Source organism: Thermosipho atlanticus DSM 15807 (assembly GCF_900129985.1).
Lineage (GTDB): Bacteria > Thermotogota > Thermotogae > Thermotogales > Fervidobacteriaceae > Thermosipho_A > Thermosipho_A atlanticus.
Genome location: NZ_FQXN01000001.1, coordinates 353,485 through 368,636 on the forward strand (window position 1 = coordinate 353,485; position 15,152 = coordinate 368,636).

18 protein-coding genes are annotated in these 15,152 nt (G+C 30.7%); 7 read left to right on the forward strand and 11 right to left on the reverse strand.

Annotated elements, in window-relative coordinates:
* The first annotated feature begins 93 nt into the window (after positions 1-93).
* The 4 genes from BUB65_RS08535 (at position 94) to BUB65_RS01900 (ending at position 3,175) form a co-directional block, all read left to right on the forward strand.
* Positions 94-201: a DUF4234 domain-containing protein gene (locus BUB65_RS08535; RefSeq protein WP_407701158.1), complete on the forward strand. Its 108-nt coding sequence runs from the start codon at positions 94-96 to the stop codon at positions 199-201.
* The gene (locus BUB65_RS01890; protein ID WP_073071540.1) at positions 198-779 is read left to right on the forward strand and encodes a hypothetical protein; all 582 of its coding nucleotides are present in this window, start codon (positions 198-200) and stop codon (positions 777-779) included. Before BUB65_RS08535 ends, BUB65_RS01890 begins: the two co-directional genes overlap by 4 nt.
* Positions 780-941: 162 nt before the next feature.
* The gene (pfkA, locus tag BUB65_RS01895; RefSeq protein WP_073071542.1) at positions 942-1,901 is read left to right on the forward strand and encodes a 6-phosphofructokinase; all 960 of its coding nucleotides are present in this window, start codon (positions 942-944) and stop codon (positions 1,899-1,901) included.
* Complete coding sequence (locus BUB65_RS01900) at positions 1,898-3,175, forward strand: amidohydrolase (protein ID WP_073071544.1); 1,278 nt, start codon at positions 1,898-1,900, stop codon at positions 3,173-3,175. Before pfkA ends, BUB65_RS01900 begins: the two co-directional genes overlap by 4 nt.
* On the opposite strand, the gene hydE is transcribed toward BUB65_RS01900, so the two are convergent.
* The 11 genes from hydE to murJ all read right to left on the reverse strand — a co-directional run bounded on the left by hydE (position 3,172) and on the right by murJ (position 13,118).
* On the reverse strand, positions 3,172-4,209 hold the full coding sequence (gene hydE, locus BUB65_RS01905; protein ID WP_073071546.1) for a [FeFe] hydrogenase H-cluster radical SAM maturase HydE: 1,038 nt from the start codon (positions 4,207-4,209) through the stop codon (positions 3,172-3,174). The genes BUB65_RS01900 and hydE overlap by 4 nt on opposite strands.
* A complete protein-coding gene (locus BUB65_RS01910) occupies positions 4,190-4,450 on the reverse strand; it encodes a hypothetical protein (RefSeq protein ID WP_073071548.1) in 261 nt (86 codons plus the stop codon). The genes hydE and BUB65_RS01910 overlap by 20 nt, the downstream gene beginning before the upstream one ends.
* A complete protein-coding gene (gene hydG, locus BUB65_RS01915; RefSeq protein WP_073071550.1) occupies positions 4,437-5,852 on the reverse strand; it encodes a [FeFe] hydrogenase H-cluster radical SAM maturase HydG in 1,416 nt (471 codons plus the stop codon). The genes BUB65_RS01910 and hydG overlap by 14 nt, the downstream gene beginning before the upstream one ends.
* A gap of 10 nt (positions 5,853-5,862) precedes the next feature.
* Entirely contained in the window at positions 5,863-6,108 is a 246-nt protein-coding gene (locus BUB65_RS01920; protein ID WP_073071552.1) for a TM1266 family iron-only hydrogenase system putative regulator, read from the reverse strand.
* A gap of 147 nt (positions 6,109-6,255) precedes the next feature.
* Positions 6,256-8,007, reverse strand: coding sequence for an NADH-dependent [FeFe] hydrogenase, group A6 (locus tag BUB65_RS01925; protein WP_073071554.1), 1,752 nt, complete (start codon positions 8,005-8,007; stop codon positions 6,256-6,258).
* A 207-nt stretch (positions 8,008-8,214) separates the two neighbouring features.
* On the reverse strand, positions 8,215-9,096 hold the full coding sequence (locus BUB65_RS01930; RefSeq protein ID WP_073071556.1) for an AEC family transporter: 882 nt from the start codon (positions 9,094-9,096) through the stop codon (positions 8,215-8,217).
* A complete protein-coding gene (locus BUB65_RS01935) occupies positions 9,096-9,341 on the reverse strand; it encodes a hypothetical protein (RefSeq protein WP_073071558.1) in 246 nt (81 codons plus the stop codon). Before BUB65_RS01935 ends, BUB65_RS01930 begins: the two co-directional genes overlap by 1 nt.
* Complete coding sequence (gene rnc, locus BUB65_RS01940) at positions 9,338-10,051, reverse strand: ribonuclease III (RefSeq protein ID WP_073071560.1); 714 nt, start codon at positions 10,049-10,051, stop codon at positions 9,338-9,340. Before rnc ends, BUB65_RS01935 begins: the two co-directional genes overlap by 4 nt.
* Positions 9,964-10,998, reverse strand: coding sequence for an adenine nucleotide alpha-hydrolase family protein (locus tag BUB65_RS01945; RefSeq protein ID WP_143606625.1), 1,035 nt, complete (start codon positions 10,996-10,998; stop codon positions 9,964-9,966). Before BUB65_RS01945 ends, rnc begins: the two co-directional genes overlap by 88 nt.
* The gene (locus BUB65_RS01950) at positions 10,988-11,704 is read right to left on the reverse strand and encodes a biotin--[acetyl-CoA-carboxylase] ligase (protein WP_073071564.1); all 717 of its coding nucleotides are present in this window, start codon (positions 11,702-11,704) and stop codon (positions 10,988-10,990) included. The genes BUB65_RS01945 and BUB65_RS01950 overlap by 11 nt, the downstream gene beginning before the upstream one ends.
* The gene (gene murJ / locus BUB65_RS01955; RefSeq protein WP_073071566.1) at positions 11,676-13,118 is read right to left on the reverse strand and encodes a murein biosynthesis integral membrane protein MurJ; all 1,443 of its coding nucleotides are present in this window, start codon (positions 13,116-13,118) and stop codon (positions 11,676-11,678) included. Before murJ ends, BUB65_RS01950 begins: the two co-directional genes overlap by 29 nt.
* A 112-nt stretch (positions 13,119-13,230) precedes the next feature.
* Between murJ and BUB65_RS01960 the strand changes: the two genes are divergently transcribed.
* The 3 genes from BUB65_RS01960 to panC are packed head-to-tail and all read left to right on the forward strand — an operon-like array spanning position 13,231 to position 15,144.
* On the forward strand, positions 13,231-13,512 hold the full coding sequence (locus BUB65_RS01960) for an RnfABCDGE type electron transport complex subunit B (RefSeq protein WP_073071568.1): 282 nt from the start codon (positions 13,231-13,233) through the stop codon (positions 13,510-13,512).
* Positions 13,509-14,333 (forward strand): DNA-processing protein DprA, encoded by an 825-nt coding sequence (dprA, locus tag BUB65_RS01965; protein ID WP_073071570.1) that lies wholly within the window; start codon positions 13,509-13,511, stop codon positions 14,331-14,333. The genes BUB65_RS01960 and dprA overlap by 4 nt, the downstream gene beginning before the upstream one ends.
* On the forward strand, positions 14,311-15,144 hold the full coding sequence (panC, locus tag BUB65_RS01970) for a pantoate--beta-alanine ligase (protein WP_073071572.1): 834 nt from the start codon (positions 14,311-14,313) through the stop codon (positions 15,142-15,144). Before dprA ends, panC begins: the two co-directional genes overlap by 23 nt.
* Positions 15,145-15,152 lie beyond the last annotated feature (8 nt).

Consider the following 15,152-nt stretch of genomic DNA (forward strand, 5'->3'; position numbering starts at 1 on the left):
TGGGCATTAGCCCAGTTTTTTTCTTTCATTTTGACACTTGTTTATCTTCGGTTATTAATAGTGATAATTAAATCGAAAAAATCAGTTATTAAAATGCTAATCTTTTCATTTGTTACTTTAGGTGTATATATTTTTTATTTCTTTTATTCTCTTTCTAATGAGTTTAAAGAATTTTGTTTACAGAAGAGGGCGAAAACATGAAAATAGAAAGAGAGAAAAAATATTTAATACCTGAAAATTTAGCGGAGGATTTGAAAAGTAAAAGTGTTTTGAAAATAGGGGTAATACAATGGTATATTGATGATAAAAATTTTTTGATTGACAAATATTATGTGGGCAATAAATATAGATTAAGATTAATAATTGACAAAAATTTTAATAAACAATGGAGTATTGCAATTAAAAGAGATCTAAGAAAATTTGAAAGAGAGGAAATAGAATTTGAAATTCCCGAAACAGAGATTAACATAAATGCTTTAAAACAATACAAATTAACAGCTAAAATAAGATATTACCTTACATTACCTAATTCTGATCCTGAGATAGTGTTGGATGAATTTTTAAGAGTAGATAAAGTGATAGAATTTGAAATAAGATATTTGCTTGAAATAGAAACCTTTAAAAATTTTGAAGAGATAGAAAAAGAAAATAATCTAGTTGGATTTGAAGTAAAAGATTTTAAAAAGTTTACTAATGAAAAACTTGCAAAAGGCTTTAGTATTGAAACTTTAAAATTAATTGATTTGGTTTATCAATTTTTGGTTAAAAATGAAGGATAAAGTATTGGCGAACAAGTATTAATACTGCAATAACTAAGATAAAGAAATTTTAAGATAATTGTTAATAATCATGTCTAATTTTGAAAAATTCTGTATATACGAAAGTGAAACTAGTTGTGATATTATATAATTGAAAATTTAACGCACAAAGGAGGAAGACAAATGAAAAAAATTGCCGTCATGACAAGTGGAGGAGATGCTCCCGGTATGAATGCTGCTATAAGGGCTGTTGTTAGATACGCAGTTAATAACGATATAAAAGTTGTTGGTATAAAAAGAGGATATGCAGGTCTTTTAGATGAAGATTTTGTAGAGATGGAGTTTGCCTCTGTTGGAGGAATTATGGAAAAAGGTGGAACTATTCTTAGAAGTAGTAGATGTCCTGAATTTGTGAGGAAAGAAACGCGAGCAGAGGCTGCAAAAATTTTGGCTAAGCATGGTATCGAAGGTCTTATTGTAATTGGGGGTGAGGGAAGTCTGCATGGAGCAATGTTTTTAGAAGAAGAGCAGAAAATACCAGTTGTTGGGATTCCTGGAACAATAGACAATGATATAGCATTTACAGATATGAGTATAGGTGTTGATACGTGTTTAAATACAGTTGTTGATGCAATACAAAAGCTTAAGGATACAGCCTCATCTCATGAACGTGCATTTATTGTTGAAGTTATGGGGCGTTCTTCAGGTTATATTGCCGCTGTTTCAGGACTTGTTACTGGAGCAGAAGCAATAGTAATTCCTGAAATTCCCGTGAATTATGAAGCGTTGGGAAACAAGATTTTAAAAGAAAGAGAAAGAGGAAAAATTAATTGTATAGTAGTAGTTGCTGAAGGTGCAGCAAGTGCATATACAGTTGCAAGACACCTTGAGCACAGGATTGGCTACGAGACAAGGATAACTATTTTAGGCCATATTCAAAGAGGGGGGTCACCAACAGCTTTTGATAGACTTTTAGCTTCTCGTATGGGTGTTACCGCTGTTGAATATTTGAAAAGGGGTATAAGTTATGTAATGACAGCCCTACAGGGTGGAAAGATTGTACCTGTTAAATTGGACGAAGTATTAAAACAAAAGAAAACGTTAAATATGGAATTAGTGGAGTTGACCGCTTTACTTTCATGATTTTGAAAAATGCATATATTTGGCATAATGGAATTTTTGTAAGAAGAGATCTCTATATAAAAAATGGAAATTTTGTGGCTAAGTTAGAAAATCCTGAAAGGGAAATAAACCTGGAAGGTAAGTACGTCTTTCCAGGTTTTTCTGATTCTCATGCACATGTTTTAGGAGTAGGAATTAAATCTCTAACTTTGAATTTAGAGGACAATGATATTGAACAGGTTTTACACTCAAACAGGGAAATAGTTATTGGTAGAGGTTGGAGTGAACTTCCCAGCGATGTTAGTAAACTTAATGATTTAAAGAAACCTGTAATATTGATTAGACGGTGTGGACATGTAGCATGGATTAATAAATATGCCATGAGCTTTTTGAAATGTAATGATCATTTTATATATGAAGAGGAATTAGAAAAAATTTGGAAATTACTCCCTGAAGAATTTTATGTTAAAGCATTTGAAAGAGGTCAAGAAGAATTTCTGAAAAAAGGTATTACTAGTGTTCATTCTGATGATTTACATGGTGTTTCTTTTGAAACACTTTTAAGATTACTAAGAGAAAGTAAATTAAGGATATATGAGAAATTATATACTTCAGAACCTTGGAAGTATGAATACGGTACAATTGGAATTTCAAAAATCTTTGGAATTAAAGTTTTTGCAGACGGTTCACTGGGTGGAAAAACTGCATATTTATCGAAGCCTTATGTTAACTCAGCAAATTATGGAAAATTTACTCTTCCAGAGAATTTTAAGGAAATAGTAAAGTTTGCAAATAATAACGGTTTACAAGTTTGTGTTCATACTATAGGTGATGAAGCATTAACTAGAGTGTTAGAACTTTTAGGAAAAAATTATGGGCATAGAATAATACATGCCCAAATAATAAAAAAATCTGATTTTTCAAAACTTCAAAATTTTGTGTTTTCGATTCAGCCTCACTTTTTTATTGAAGACCAAAAAATAATTAATTATATTCCAAAAGGCAATTTTTTACTATATCCTTTTAAACAAATGTTCAATAATGGGATAAAAATCGCATTTTCTAGCGATGCGCCAGTTTCACCCCACGATCCTAGGTATGTTATAGAAGGAGCATTAAAAATTGGTTTTACGTTAGAAGAATCTATTAAGTTGTATACAGAAGCTTCTGGAATGATAATTAATGAAAATATTGGAAAATTACATCCAGGATTTAAAGCAGATTTTGTAGTATATAGTGATAAAAGTTTAACAAACATTGAAGCAGTGTATGTTAATGGAGAAAAAGTATATTAAACTGCTGAATATTTTATCCTAAAGCCATGAGTTTCTCCTACTTTTCTATTTAATCCTTTAATCATTGCTCTAACACAATCTATGCAAGCTGTATCTGCTTCGAATAAGCAAATTTTATTTGGATATAAAGTGTAATTTGGGCGATAAGGATTGGGAGTCAGGTTCGGCATTATTACATTTGCCCCACATTTCAATGCTAGTTGTCTGCCAAATGGGTGAATACTTCCCATTGCAGTGGTAGCTGGTATATTGGCTGTTGGTATTAAAATTCTTGCTAAAGCAATTACTTTTAGAGTAGTGTTTAAATCACCACCTTTTTCACTCTTCAATGGAGTATCTGGATTTGGAATGAAGGGACCAATACCTATCATATCTGAATCAAGTTCTCTTAGAAAAATTAAATCTTTTGCAAGTTCTTTAGGGCCCTGTCCAGGTAATCCGACCATACACCCTGCTCCTACTTCATATCCTAGTTCTTTTAATTTGAATAAATGTTTTTTTCTGTTTTCAAAAGTATCACTGGGATGAAGTTTTTTATACAGCTTTGAATCTGCTGTTTCATGTCTCATTAGATATCTATCTGCTCCTGCTTCTTTCCAAATTTTATATTCTTCAAATTCTCTTTCTCCAATACTTAAAGTAACAGCTACTCCTAATTTTTTTATTTCAATAATTAGATCTTTGATAATTTCAGTTGTGTAAAATGGATCTTCTCCAGACTGAAGAACAATAGTTTTAATATTTCTTTCGGCAATTAGTTTAGCACGTTCTAGAATTTCTTCGGGTTTCATTCTATATCTTTTTAAGTTTTTATTTTGTTTTCTAAGTCCGCAATATAGACAATCCATTTTGCAAATATTAGAAAATTCAATGATTGCCCGTATATGAACTTCGTTTCCTACATATTTTTTTCTTATTTGATCGGCAAGTTCAAATATTTGCTGGTCGTATTTATCTGTAGAAAGCAAATAGACTAGTTCTTCATATGTAATTGAATCTTTTTTTGTTTTTAATTTATTTATAATTTCTGACAATTTTAATCACCTCGTTGAGTAATTGATTAAATTCAATATCTTTAGTGTTTACATTTTCACCGAAGATTACATAGTTTTCATTTTCCCACAAAATTTCTGGTGGGAGATAGTATTCTTTTCCTGCTTTTAGTCCTTCAATATATGATATGCGTCTGCCTATTTTTTGACACACCCAAATTTTACATTGATATTTTTCTGCTATTTGATTTAAAGTATTTTTTAGTTTCTTAAAATCTAACATCTCTTTCACCTTTGTCTATTTTTTCAAGACCTTCTATGATTTTTGACCTTTGATTTTCAGAAATTTTATTAAGTTCGATTTGTATTTTTTCTTTTCCAAGAAGTTTGGTTTGTTTTGAAGCATAGTCATTTAGATATTCGTTTAAAGTAAATAGAGCATTAGGAGTACAAAATCTTTTAACAAAACCAGGAATTGCAAATTCCATGAAATGTTCACCGGTTCTTCCGGCTCTGTAACATGCGGTACAGAATGAGGGTATATAATTTTCTCTTAACAACTCATATATTACTTCATCTAAAGTTCTTGTATCACCAAGTATAAATTGACTTTTTTTAACTACCTCAGGATCCGTTTCCGAATATGATCCGACACCAATACTTGAACCTGCATCAATTTGTGAAACTCCAAGTTTTAAAACTTCTTTTCGTATTTGAATAGGCTCCCTTGCAGTTAAAATCAATCCTGTGTATGGTACAGCAAGTCTTAATACAGCAACTAAACGCTTAAAATCTTCATCATTTACTTGATATGGAGGTCTTTCAGCTATAGGTGTTCCAACTGCAGGTTCAATTCTTGGAAAAGAGATTGTATGTGGCCCTACGCCAAATCTTTCTTCAAGATGAATTGTATGATAAATAAGCCCCATGACTTCAAATTTCCAATTGTACAATCCAAATAGAGCACCTATGCCAACGTCATCTATTCCAGCAAGCATTGCTCTATCAAGGCCGTATAATCTCCAAGCAAAATTTGATTTTGGCCCTCTAGGGTGCATTTTTTTGTATGTTGGATAATGATATGTTTCTTGAAAGATTTGGTAGGTTCCGATTCCTACTTCTTTAATTAACTTATATCCATCAATTGTTTGTGGTGCTGCATTTACATTTACTCGCCTAATTTCTCCATTACCAAGTTTTGTATTGTATATAACATCGATAGTTTTTGAAATAAATTCGGGTGAGTATTTTGGATGTTCACCATATACTACTATAAGTCTTTTATGACCTTTTGAAACGAGCGCTTTAACTTCGTTTCTAAGTTCATCTAGGGACAAAGTTTTTCGAATTACATCTTTGTTTGAAATTCTGAATCCACAGTATTCACAATCATTTACACATTCGTTTCCAATATATAATGGTGCAAAAAGAACAATTCTGTTTCCGTAAACTTTTTCTTTGAGTGTTCTTGCAGCATGGAAAATTTCTTCCCATTGTTCTTTGTTTTTTGCATTTAAAAGTGTTGCAACTTCATCTGGTTCTAACCTTTGTTTTGATAAAGATTTTTGGAGTATCTCTTTGATTTTGAAGTCATCAGGATCTGAATTTTCTTCAAGTAATCGATTGATTTCTTCTTCATTTACAAAAGTTCTTTCTTGCTCATTTTCTTTCACAAAAACATACATATTATCACCCCTAATTTGTAATTGCAATACTTTTCACTTTTACACTTTTTATCTGCCCCAATTTACCTGTAAAGCTGCCTAGTTTGTCGTTGTTCGCCTTAAAAATTAAAAATATGACTGCCATATTTTCTTTTTCTAATGGATAACCAACTCTCAATTTGATATATTTTGCAAATTGATGAAGAAGTTCATTAACTTTATCATACGCATCGTCCCTGTTATGAACAATTATATCTATTGTGTAGTACCTTTCCATAAAAATCCCCCTTCCTTTTTCGACACCAAGGAAGGGGGAATTATTATACTTAATATACTTACTTTCTCCCCTTTCCTTGGTGTCAGGATTACTCCCTTCACCTCAGAAAGGAATATTAACTTTTATTTGTTACAAGTTTAAATACAATTAACTTGACATAGCTTTATCTTTGTTTTTTGTCCTATCAGTGTAATATGTGTGTAGTAATTTGTGAGCAATATGACTATATGGTTTTTCAAGAAATTCTGCATATAGTTTTTGGACATCTGGATTCTCATGAGATCTTCTAAGTGTGCTTCTTTCATCAATTGTGTAAATTGCATTAGCACGTTTTTGTAAAATCTCTGGATCAAGACTTTTTGGTTGTCCTCCACCGCCAATACATCCTCCAAGACAAGCCATTATTTCAACAAAATCGTAATATCTTCTACCATCTTTCATATCATCAAGTAATCTTTTAACACTTGCCGTACCGTGAGCAATTGCAACTTTGAATTTCTTACCTTTAATATCAATTTCAGCTTCTCTTATTCCTTCTAATCCTCTAACAGCCGTAAATTCAAGTTTTGGAAGTTTTTCTTCGGTTAAGATTTCATATGCAGTTCTAAGAGCTGCTTCCATAACTCCACCAGTTACGCCAAAGATTGCACCTGCTCCTGTTGATGTACCAAGTGGGTTATCGTATTCTTCGTCAGGTAATCCCATGAAATTGATTTCTTTAAATTTGATTAATTTAGCAAATTCTCTTGTTGTAATTACATAATCTGTTGCTTTGATTTCTCTTCCATCTTCCAACTTTATTTTTTGCTGAGGTCTTGTTATCTCGTCTTTCTTTGCGGTACAAGGCATAATTGACACAACAACTATATCTTCCGGATCTACTCCGATTTTCTTAGCAAAATATGTTTTAATAACAGAACTCATCATTTGCTGAGGAGACTTTGCGCTTGAAACATTATTTATAAATTCAGGATATTGCTTTTCAAGAAGATTTATCCACCCTGGACAACAGCTAGTAAACATTGGGAATGGTCCACCCTCTTTTAATCTGTGAATTAATTCCGTTCCTTCTTCCATAATTGTAAGGTCAGCTGCAAAATTTGTATCAAATACGTAATCAAAACCAAGCCGTTTTACAGCTGCAACCATTTTTCCAGTACTAATTGAACCTGGTTCCATTCCGAATTCTTCACCAATTGCTACTCTAACAGCAGGTGCTGTTTGAGCAATAAGAATTTTATCTTTTCTTTCGATTAATCTCAAAACTTTTTTCCAATCAGGTGTTTCGTATATTGCACCGACAGGACAAAGGTTAGCACACTGACCACAAGAAATACAATCAGTTTCATATACTGGTACATCAAAAGCAGTTTGTGGGATCGTTTTATAACCCCTTTCAATCATTGAATAAATGTTCATACCTTGAATTTCGCTACATACTCTAACACATCTTTGACATTTAATACATCGTGAAAGATCTCTTTGAATGGAAGGGCTACTGTCATCAAAAACGTCAGATAAATCAGTGGGAGGAAATAATGGTCTTACGTCATATATATGCACAAGCTTTTTTAGCTCACATCTTTGATCAGCTTCACAATACATACAGTCATTTGGATGATTTGCCATTATTAAAGAAAGATTAAATTTTATAGAGTTTACTACTCTATCAGAGTTGGTTTTTATTTTCATGCCATCATATACTTTTGTTGTACATGCAGGTTGAAGTGTTCTAGCCCCTTCGATTTCAACCACACAAACTCTACAAGCCCCAATTGGTTCAAGTTCAGGATGATGACAAAGCGTAGGAATCTGCAAACCTATTTTCTGAGCAGCTTCTAGTACTGTTATGTTTTCAGGGACTTCGTATTCTTTGTTGTTTATAAAGATTTTTACCATCGTATCCCTCCTCTATTGCTAAAAGATTTTTTTCACAATATATTTTGAAAATAATTTAATTTTTTCGTGTTAAGCATAATTGATTTTATTCTTCATGTAAATTATATCACAAAGTTGAAAAAAATAAAGTGATAAAATTATTAGGATTGTAAATGTTAATAAATTTATTTAGAAATAACTTTATATAAAGTGAAAATTTTACACAAGTTAATAAAGTCTATCTAAAATATATGCCCAAATTGGAATTGTGAAAATCGAAAGTATGGTAGTAACAAATACGCTGAGACTCGTTAATGAAGTATTTCCTCCTAAATTATCAATTAAGAGAACACTATTAACTGCTACTGGCATGGCGCTTTCTAAGACAAATACTTTAGACAATTCAAAATCCATTTTGTAAAAATAGACATATGTTAATGAAAAAGCTGGGATAATTAATAGTCTAAGGATAGTACTAAAAGAAACAGCCATGAGCGAAGATTTTTCTAATTTAATTTTTGACAAAGAGAGTCCAACGAATAAGAGCAGAAAAGGAATAGCGGAATTTTTAATCATTAAAATTGTTTCTAGAAAAAGATTTGGGAGCATCTTATAATTAATACCGTTTATTCCTAAAATATAAGCAATAATTATTGTATATACATAAGGGAGCTTTAAAACATTCTTGATATTTACTTTCACTCCTATGAAAATTGGGAGAATAATTGAAGCAATAATTATATTCATGACAGAATAAACAACGCCATAAGACATTGCTTTTTCTCCCCATAATGAAAAGAGAATAGGATATCCTAAATATCCTGAATTTACGTATATTCCTGAAGTTAAAATTACATCTTTGTTATTTTTTGAAAATCTTGAAATTATAAGAGAAACAAGAAAAATTAAAAGTATACCTATACCATAGTTTTTAAGATTTGAAAAAGATGGCGGATAATCATTTATAAATGTAAAGGCAATTACAGTTGCCATTAACCAAAGTGCTATTCTTGAGATTATTTTTAAGTCAAAGGGGAAGATTTTCCCATAAATAAAGCCAATAAGTATGATCAAAAATGGTGGCAAAATGCTATTAAAAACGTCAAACATTATTTCTCAACACTCCAAATTATATTTTCCTTATCTAAGATTTCTTTAATTTCTTCTGGAATTATTACATTTCCTCTCTTAAATGTTTCGAGAATTAAGTCTTTGGGTAATGATGTTTCAATCCATAATTCTTCGATTGAAACTTTTTCGAGGCCTCTGTTAGCAAGATTTTGTAAAACGTTTGAAATTGCTTTTTCATACCTTTCCCAAAGAATGTTGTATTCTTTTAACTTTTTTTCATTCATTTTTTTGATACCTCCTCTAAAAGTTTTTTATAAGCGATTTCGGCTGCCCTTTTTTCAGCTTCCTTTTTGGAAGAACCCATTCCAGTAGCATAGACCTGGTTGTTTACAAGCACAGTAGCTTTAAATTCTTTTTCAATTTCTTCAACAATATATGTTGGAAGCACTTTAAAAAATTCTTGAGTTAGTTCTTGTAATTTTGTTTTGTAGTCGAAAATTCTTTTTCCCTCGAGAAATAGAAGAATATATTCATTGAGTAGTGGAGTAAAAAGTTCACTAGTAAGATTTAAATCTTTTCCTGAATCGATGTAAACAGCGGCTGTTAAAGCTTCAAATACATCGGCTAAAATAGATTTTTTATTTCTTCCTCCACTTATTTCTTCCCCTTTTCCAAGTAAGATGTATTTGCCTAAATTTAATTTTTGTGCAATTTCCGAAAGAACATCTTCACTAGCAACAGCAGCTTTTATTTGAGCCATTATGCCTTCTGGTAAGTTTGCAAAATTTTCATATAATTTTGTACATACTAACAATTCAACTACTGCATCACCTAGAAATTCGAGTCTTTCATACGAAGGTAGTTCTTCAGTTTTTAACTTACGTTCATTTACGTATGATGTATGTCTTAAAGCAGTGAACAAGAGCTCTTTTGATTTAAATTTATATCCGATGGTTTTTTCAAGTTCTTCGATTCTTCCTGATAATTTTTCCATTCTTCCACCCCGACAACCTGGATTGTTCTAAGTTTGTTGTTTTTGGATTCTTTCCATTCAATTTTTATTGGCACGGCAAATTCTGGTTGTAATTTCCCAATATGAATCCAATATTTTGATTCTTCGACTCTATAAATTGAAGGATTAGCAATTACTTTCAATATTAATGGTTTTTTTGCAATTATTACTTCATCTATTACATCTAATTTTTCAATCTTTTTTGCAATTTCATCAATGTTATCTACTAATGGTTTAACATTTATAATTGCAATATTTTTAGATAAAGGACCAACAATCTTGACATTGGCAATTTCCATATTTTTTGGTAAATTTTCTAAGAGTATCTCATTAGCAAGCGAAACAGCTTTTCCATGATAGTCAAGATTTGTCATGATTTTTAATAAATGCTTTAATTTACATCCTTCTCTTTCAGCATGTTCACCAATTCTTTCTAAAGTAAACGAATAGAATTCAAGTATTTTCCAAATTGTTTTTTTGTCCAAATCTCCGAGAGGAGCATACATTCCATTGAATAATTTCAAACCAGTTTTTCCCCAACTATCACTTGAGTTTGAGCCAGTAATAACTAAACGATCTTTCGCATAATTTTTAACTGTGTTCATCTTTACAATTTTTGTACACATATTGCACGAAGGTCCAAATCTCCAAATCTCTTTTTGCTTAAGAGATTCTACGAAAGTAACTTTCAGCCCCATTTTACTAGCTGATTTTTTAACTATTTCTATACTTCTTTTATAGGTGAATGGTCCATATACTACATTAACAAGTTCTACATTCTTTGCACCAATAGCATCTCTTGTCAATAAACTGGCAACTGTACTATCTAAACCTCCTGAAAAAGCCACAATTACTTGTTTATTACCATAACTTTCAATGGTGTTTTTTATGTCACTCTTTAAATCTTCGACTAACTTTTCAATCATCAAATTCCTCCTTTTCAAGTTCATGAATACTTGTAATTTTTTTCTTTTTAAGTCCGTTTGAAATAATTATATAATCATCTTCAATTTTTTCAATGATGTAGTTTTCTTTATTTGGTTTTATAGAATCTCCTTCTTTAAATGTAAGAAATTTCTTCCATATTCTTGTTAATATGTGAGGAGTCTTTCTATATTTTAAATAATAGGTATTAAATCTTTTTAGAAAAAGATTTAAAAAATTTGAAATGTTAATATTTTTTCCAATAACTTCTGAAAGCGAAACTGCTATATCTTTTAATTCATTAGGAATTTCATTATTAATATTTATTCCGATTCCTACTATCAATGCTAAGAGTTTTGAATTTTTATATTCACTTTCGGTTAATATACCTGCAAGTTTTTTGTTGTTTACATAAATATCATTTGGCCATTTAATTTGAGCATCTACTTTGTATTTTTTCAAAATTTTAATTATGGTAATTGAAGAAAGTTTTGTAAAAAAATGTGGAGAAATATTTTTTTTAGGTTTCAAAAGTATAGAAAACCATAAACCACCTTTTGGAGAATACCAAGTTCTTCCTTTTCTTCCTTTTCCATTTATTTGTTCAATAGCAACAACAACTGTACCATTAATAAAATTTTCATAATTTTTCTTCAGATAATCATTTGTACTGTTTGTCTTTTCAAGAATTATTATTTTGTCTCCTATCAATTAAAAACCTCCAAATGCTCTTTTTGTAGAAGAAGAATATGAATATAAAATATATTACTAGAGCTACTACGATCTGTAAAAGAAACCAGTATTTATTTTTTACAAAATTCAACAAGAAAATAGCTATTCCCATAACAGTCGAGGAAAAGATAATTTTTATTGAATCTTTTCCTGGAAATGTTTTAATTTTTAGCAGTAAAAAAGAAAAACCAATAATTCCGGAAATACTTGTAGCAATTGCAACACCAAAAGGTCCATATTTTAATCCCAATATTATATCTAGTATAATATTAGAAATTGAAACAATAACAGTTGCGTAGAATGGAGTTTTCATATTTTTCATTCCATGGAAACTTCTTGATATTGTAGCATACATGGCATAGAATGGTAAACCAATTACGTAAGCGATTAAAACCAATGCGGTAATTTTAGTATCTTTTGCTGTGAATTCACCATGTTCGTAAAAGAATTTAATTATTGGTCTTGAAAGTAAAATTAATCCCACAGTTGAAGGAATTGTAAGTAACATTGTTGAAGTTAAAGCTTCATTTAAGTGTTTGGTGAATTTGCTTTTGTTGTTGGAAACCTTTGATAGAACTACAGTTGAAACAGAGACAGCAAACAATCCATACGGTAAAAGATAAAATCTTGAAGCATATTGAAGATAGGAAATTCCACCTTTTCCAAAATAGGAAACTACGTTCATATCAACAATAGTATTAAGTTGAGAAATTGTCATTGCTGCAAATGACGGAGCAAATAATTTTAAAAAATGTGGGAAATATTCAAGTGTTAAATAATATCTATGTTCGAATATTTTTTTTGAAAGTCCCAAAAACATAAAAATATTGCCGATTAAAAAACCAAAAGTGGGGCCCAATATTCCAAATTTTATTGAAAATAGTATACCAATAATAATTGTAATATTTGAAAAGGCTGGTGTTAAAGCTGGCCAAAAAAATTTTTGTTTTGTATTATAAATTGAATAAGCAATTCCCCATAGAAATATGAAATAAATTGTTGGAGCGGTAATTTTTACAAGCTTAATGGCTAACAGTTTTGTTTCGAGAGGAGAACCAGAACCAAATAATATTACAACTATATTTGGATATAAATAGAGTAAGATAAGAATACAAAAGATTATTAACGAGAATCCATTGATCACAGATGATAAAAATCTGTCTTTTTCTTCTTTATCTTCTATTTCTGAATATAATGGTACGAATGCTGAAGACATTGCCCCTTCAGCGAAAACTTTTCTTAGAAAGAAAGGAAACATGACAGAAATAAAATAAGCATCTAAGAAATAAGATGCCCCAAAATATTCTGCAAAAAGAATGTCTCTAAATAAACCAAGTATTCTTGAAAGAAATGTTGCTACAGAAAAGAATATACTGTGAATTAATATTGACATTTAATCACCTTTTAATAAGTTTTTTCTTAACTAATTATACCATTTAAATGTTAACAATTCTATGTTAAATATGGTAAAATAAAAACGAAGACTTTTGACGGAGGTGGCGAAAGTGGTAGTTTTATATTCTGCATTAGTAATGGGTGCATTAGGCCTAGCTTTTGGACTTTTTCTAGCATATAGTAATGAAAAATTCAAAGTTGAAGCAGATCCAAGAGTAGAAATGATTATAAACGTTTTACCTGGAATTAATTGTGGTGCTTGTGGCTATCCAGGTTGTGAAGGTTATGCAAATGCAATTGTAAAAAAAGGAGACGCTATTGATAAATGTTTGCCTGGTAAAAAATCAGGGGTTCAAGAAAAAATTAAAGAGATTTTGGATAGTAATAAATGACTAAATCAGAAATAGTATTGTTAGCTAAACTTGGATATTCAATAGAAGAAATTGAAAAAATATCTCTAGTGAATAACTTAAATTGTTTAAAAGACAAAGGTGTAAAAAATAAAGAAATTTTAAATAAGATAAATGAAGGTTTGAATTCTGGAGAATATAGTATATTGACTTATTGGGATGATGAATATCCAGATAAGTTAAAAAACATATGGAATCCACCTATTTTCCTTTTTTACAAAGGAAATATTTCTTTATTAAATGAAAGTTCTCTAGCTGTAGTGGGTACCAGAAAAATATCAAAATATGGTTATAAAGTAACAAAATATTTTGTTGATTACTTAAAAAAGAACTTTGTTATTGTAAGTGGTATGGCTTTAGGTGTTGATTCTGTAGCTCATTGGAATGCATTAGGTAACACTGTAGCGGTATTAGGCTCGGGTGTGAATGTATGTTACCCGAAAAGTAATGAACGTTTATATAACAAGATCTTGGAAAATGGGTGTGTTTTAAGCGAATACTATCCGTGGGAAAAACCTAAAAAGGAATATTTCCCTATGAGAAATAGAATTGTTTCAGGGATAACTGATGGTGTTTTAATAGTGGAAGGTAAAATTAAGAGTGGAACGATGATCACAGCAAAGTTTTCTTTAGAGTTTGGTAGAGAAGTATTTGCAATTCCTGGAGATATTTTTAATGAAAATTCTGAATGTCCTAATTTTTTGATTAAGAATGGGGCTATTCCAGTTACAAAACCGGAAGATATTGTTGATTATTTGCAATTTGAAAGGGGAATAATGTATGAAAACGGTCACGAACATTAATGAAATGAAAACAATTGTGAACAATTTGTACAAAAAAAAATCGATTGGCTTTGTCCCGACAATGGGTTATTTGCATGAAGGTCATTTGTCCCTTATAAAGTATGCAAAGAAAGAAAATGATGTAGTAGTTGTAAGTATTTTTGTTAATCCAACACAATTTGGGCCTAATGAAGATTACAACAATTATCCAAGAAATTTGGAGAGGGATTTAAAACTTTTAGAAGATTTAGAAGTGGATTATGCCTTTGTTCCAGATGTTAGTGAAATGTACCCTTCTGATTTTTCTACTTTTGTTGAAGAAACAGAACTTTCTAAATATCTATGTGGTGCCTCAAGACCCGGACACTTTAGAGGAGTATGTACTGTGGTCACAAAGTTGTTTAATATTGTAAAACCGACGAGAGCATATTTTGGCCAAAAGGATGCTCAGCAATTTAGGGTTTTAAGACGAATGGTTAGAGATTTGAATATGGATGTTGAAATGATTGAGTTACCAATTGTTAGGGAAGAAGATGGTTTGGCCATGTCTTCACGTAATATTTATCTTACACCCGAACAAAGAAAAGCAGCAACGAGATTGTACAAATCTTTACTTAAAGCAAAAGAATTAATTGAAATGGGAATAAAAGATGCTTCAAAAGTAAAAAACGAGATGAAGAAGATTTTAGACCATCCGTTGCTGAAAATTGATTATATTGAAATAGTGGATGAACAAACTTTAAAACCTGTAGAAAAAATAGAAAATAAAGTGATTGTTGCTCTAGCTGTTTTTGTTGGTAGAGCAAGACTAATAGATAATATTATTATTTAATGGAGGGA

Excerpts from the sequence above, each read along its gene's own strand:
- BUB65_RS08535 (WP_407701158.1), top strand. The coding sequence starts at position 94 with ATGCTAATCTTTTCATTTGTTACTTTAGGTGTATATATTTTTTATTTC.
- BUB65_RS01890 (WP_073071540.1), top strand. The coding sequence starts at position 198 with ATGAAAATAGAAAGAGAGAAAAAATATTTAATACCTGAAAATTTAGCG.
- pfkA (WP_073071542.1), top strand. The coding sequence starts at position 942 with ATGAAAAAAATTGCCGTCATGACAAGTGGAGGAGATGCTCCCGGTATG.
- BUB65_RS01900 (WP_073071544.1), top strand. The coding sequence starts at position 1,898 with ATGATTTTGAAAAATGCATATATTTGGCATAATGGAATTTTTGTAAGA.
- BUB65_RS01910 (WP_073071548.1), bottom strand. The coding sequence starts at position 4,450 with ATGTTAGATTTTAAGAAACTAAAAAATACTTTAAATCAAATAGCAGAA.
- hydG (WP_073071550.1), bottom strand. The coding sequence starts at position 5,852 with ATGTATGTTTTTGTGAAAGAAAATGAGCAAGAAAGAACTTTTGTAAAT.
- BUB65_RS01920 (WP_073071552.1), bottom strand. The coding sequence starts at position 6,108 with ATGGAAAGGTACTACACAATAGATATAATTGTTCATAACAGGGACGAT.
- BUB65_RS01925 (WP_073071554.1), bottom strand. The coding sequence starts at position 8,007 with ATGGTAAAAATCTTTATAAACAACAAAGAATACGAAGTCCCTGAAAAC.
- BUB65_RS01930 (WP_073071556.1), bottom strand. The coding sequence starts at position 9,096 with ATGTTTGACGTTTTTAATAGCATTTTGCCACCATTTTTGATCATACTT.
- BUB65_RS01935 (WP_073071558.1), bottom strand. The coding sequence starts at position 9,341 with ATGAATGAAAAAAAGTTAAAAGAATACAACATTCTTTGGGAAAGGTAT.
- rnc (WP_073071560.1), bottom strand. The coding sequence starts at position 10,051 with ATGGAAAAATTATCAGGAAGAATCGAAGAACTTGAAAAAACCATCGGA.
- murJ (WP_073071566.1), bottom strand. The coding sequence starts at position 13,118 with ATGTCAATATTAATTCACAGTATATTCTTTTCTGTAGCAACATTTCTT.
- dprA (WP_073071570.1), top strand. The coding sequence starts at position 13,509 with ATGACTAAATCAGAAATAGTATTGTTAGCTAAACTTGGATATTCAATA.
- panC (WP_073071572.1), top strand. The coding sequence starts at position 14,311 with ATGAAAACGGTCACGAACATTAATGAAATGAAAACAATTGTGAACAAT.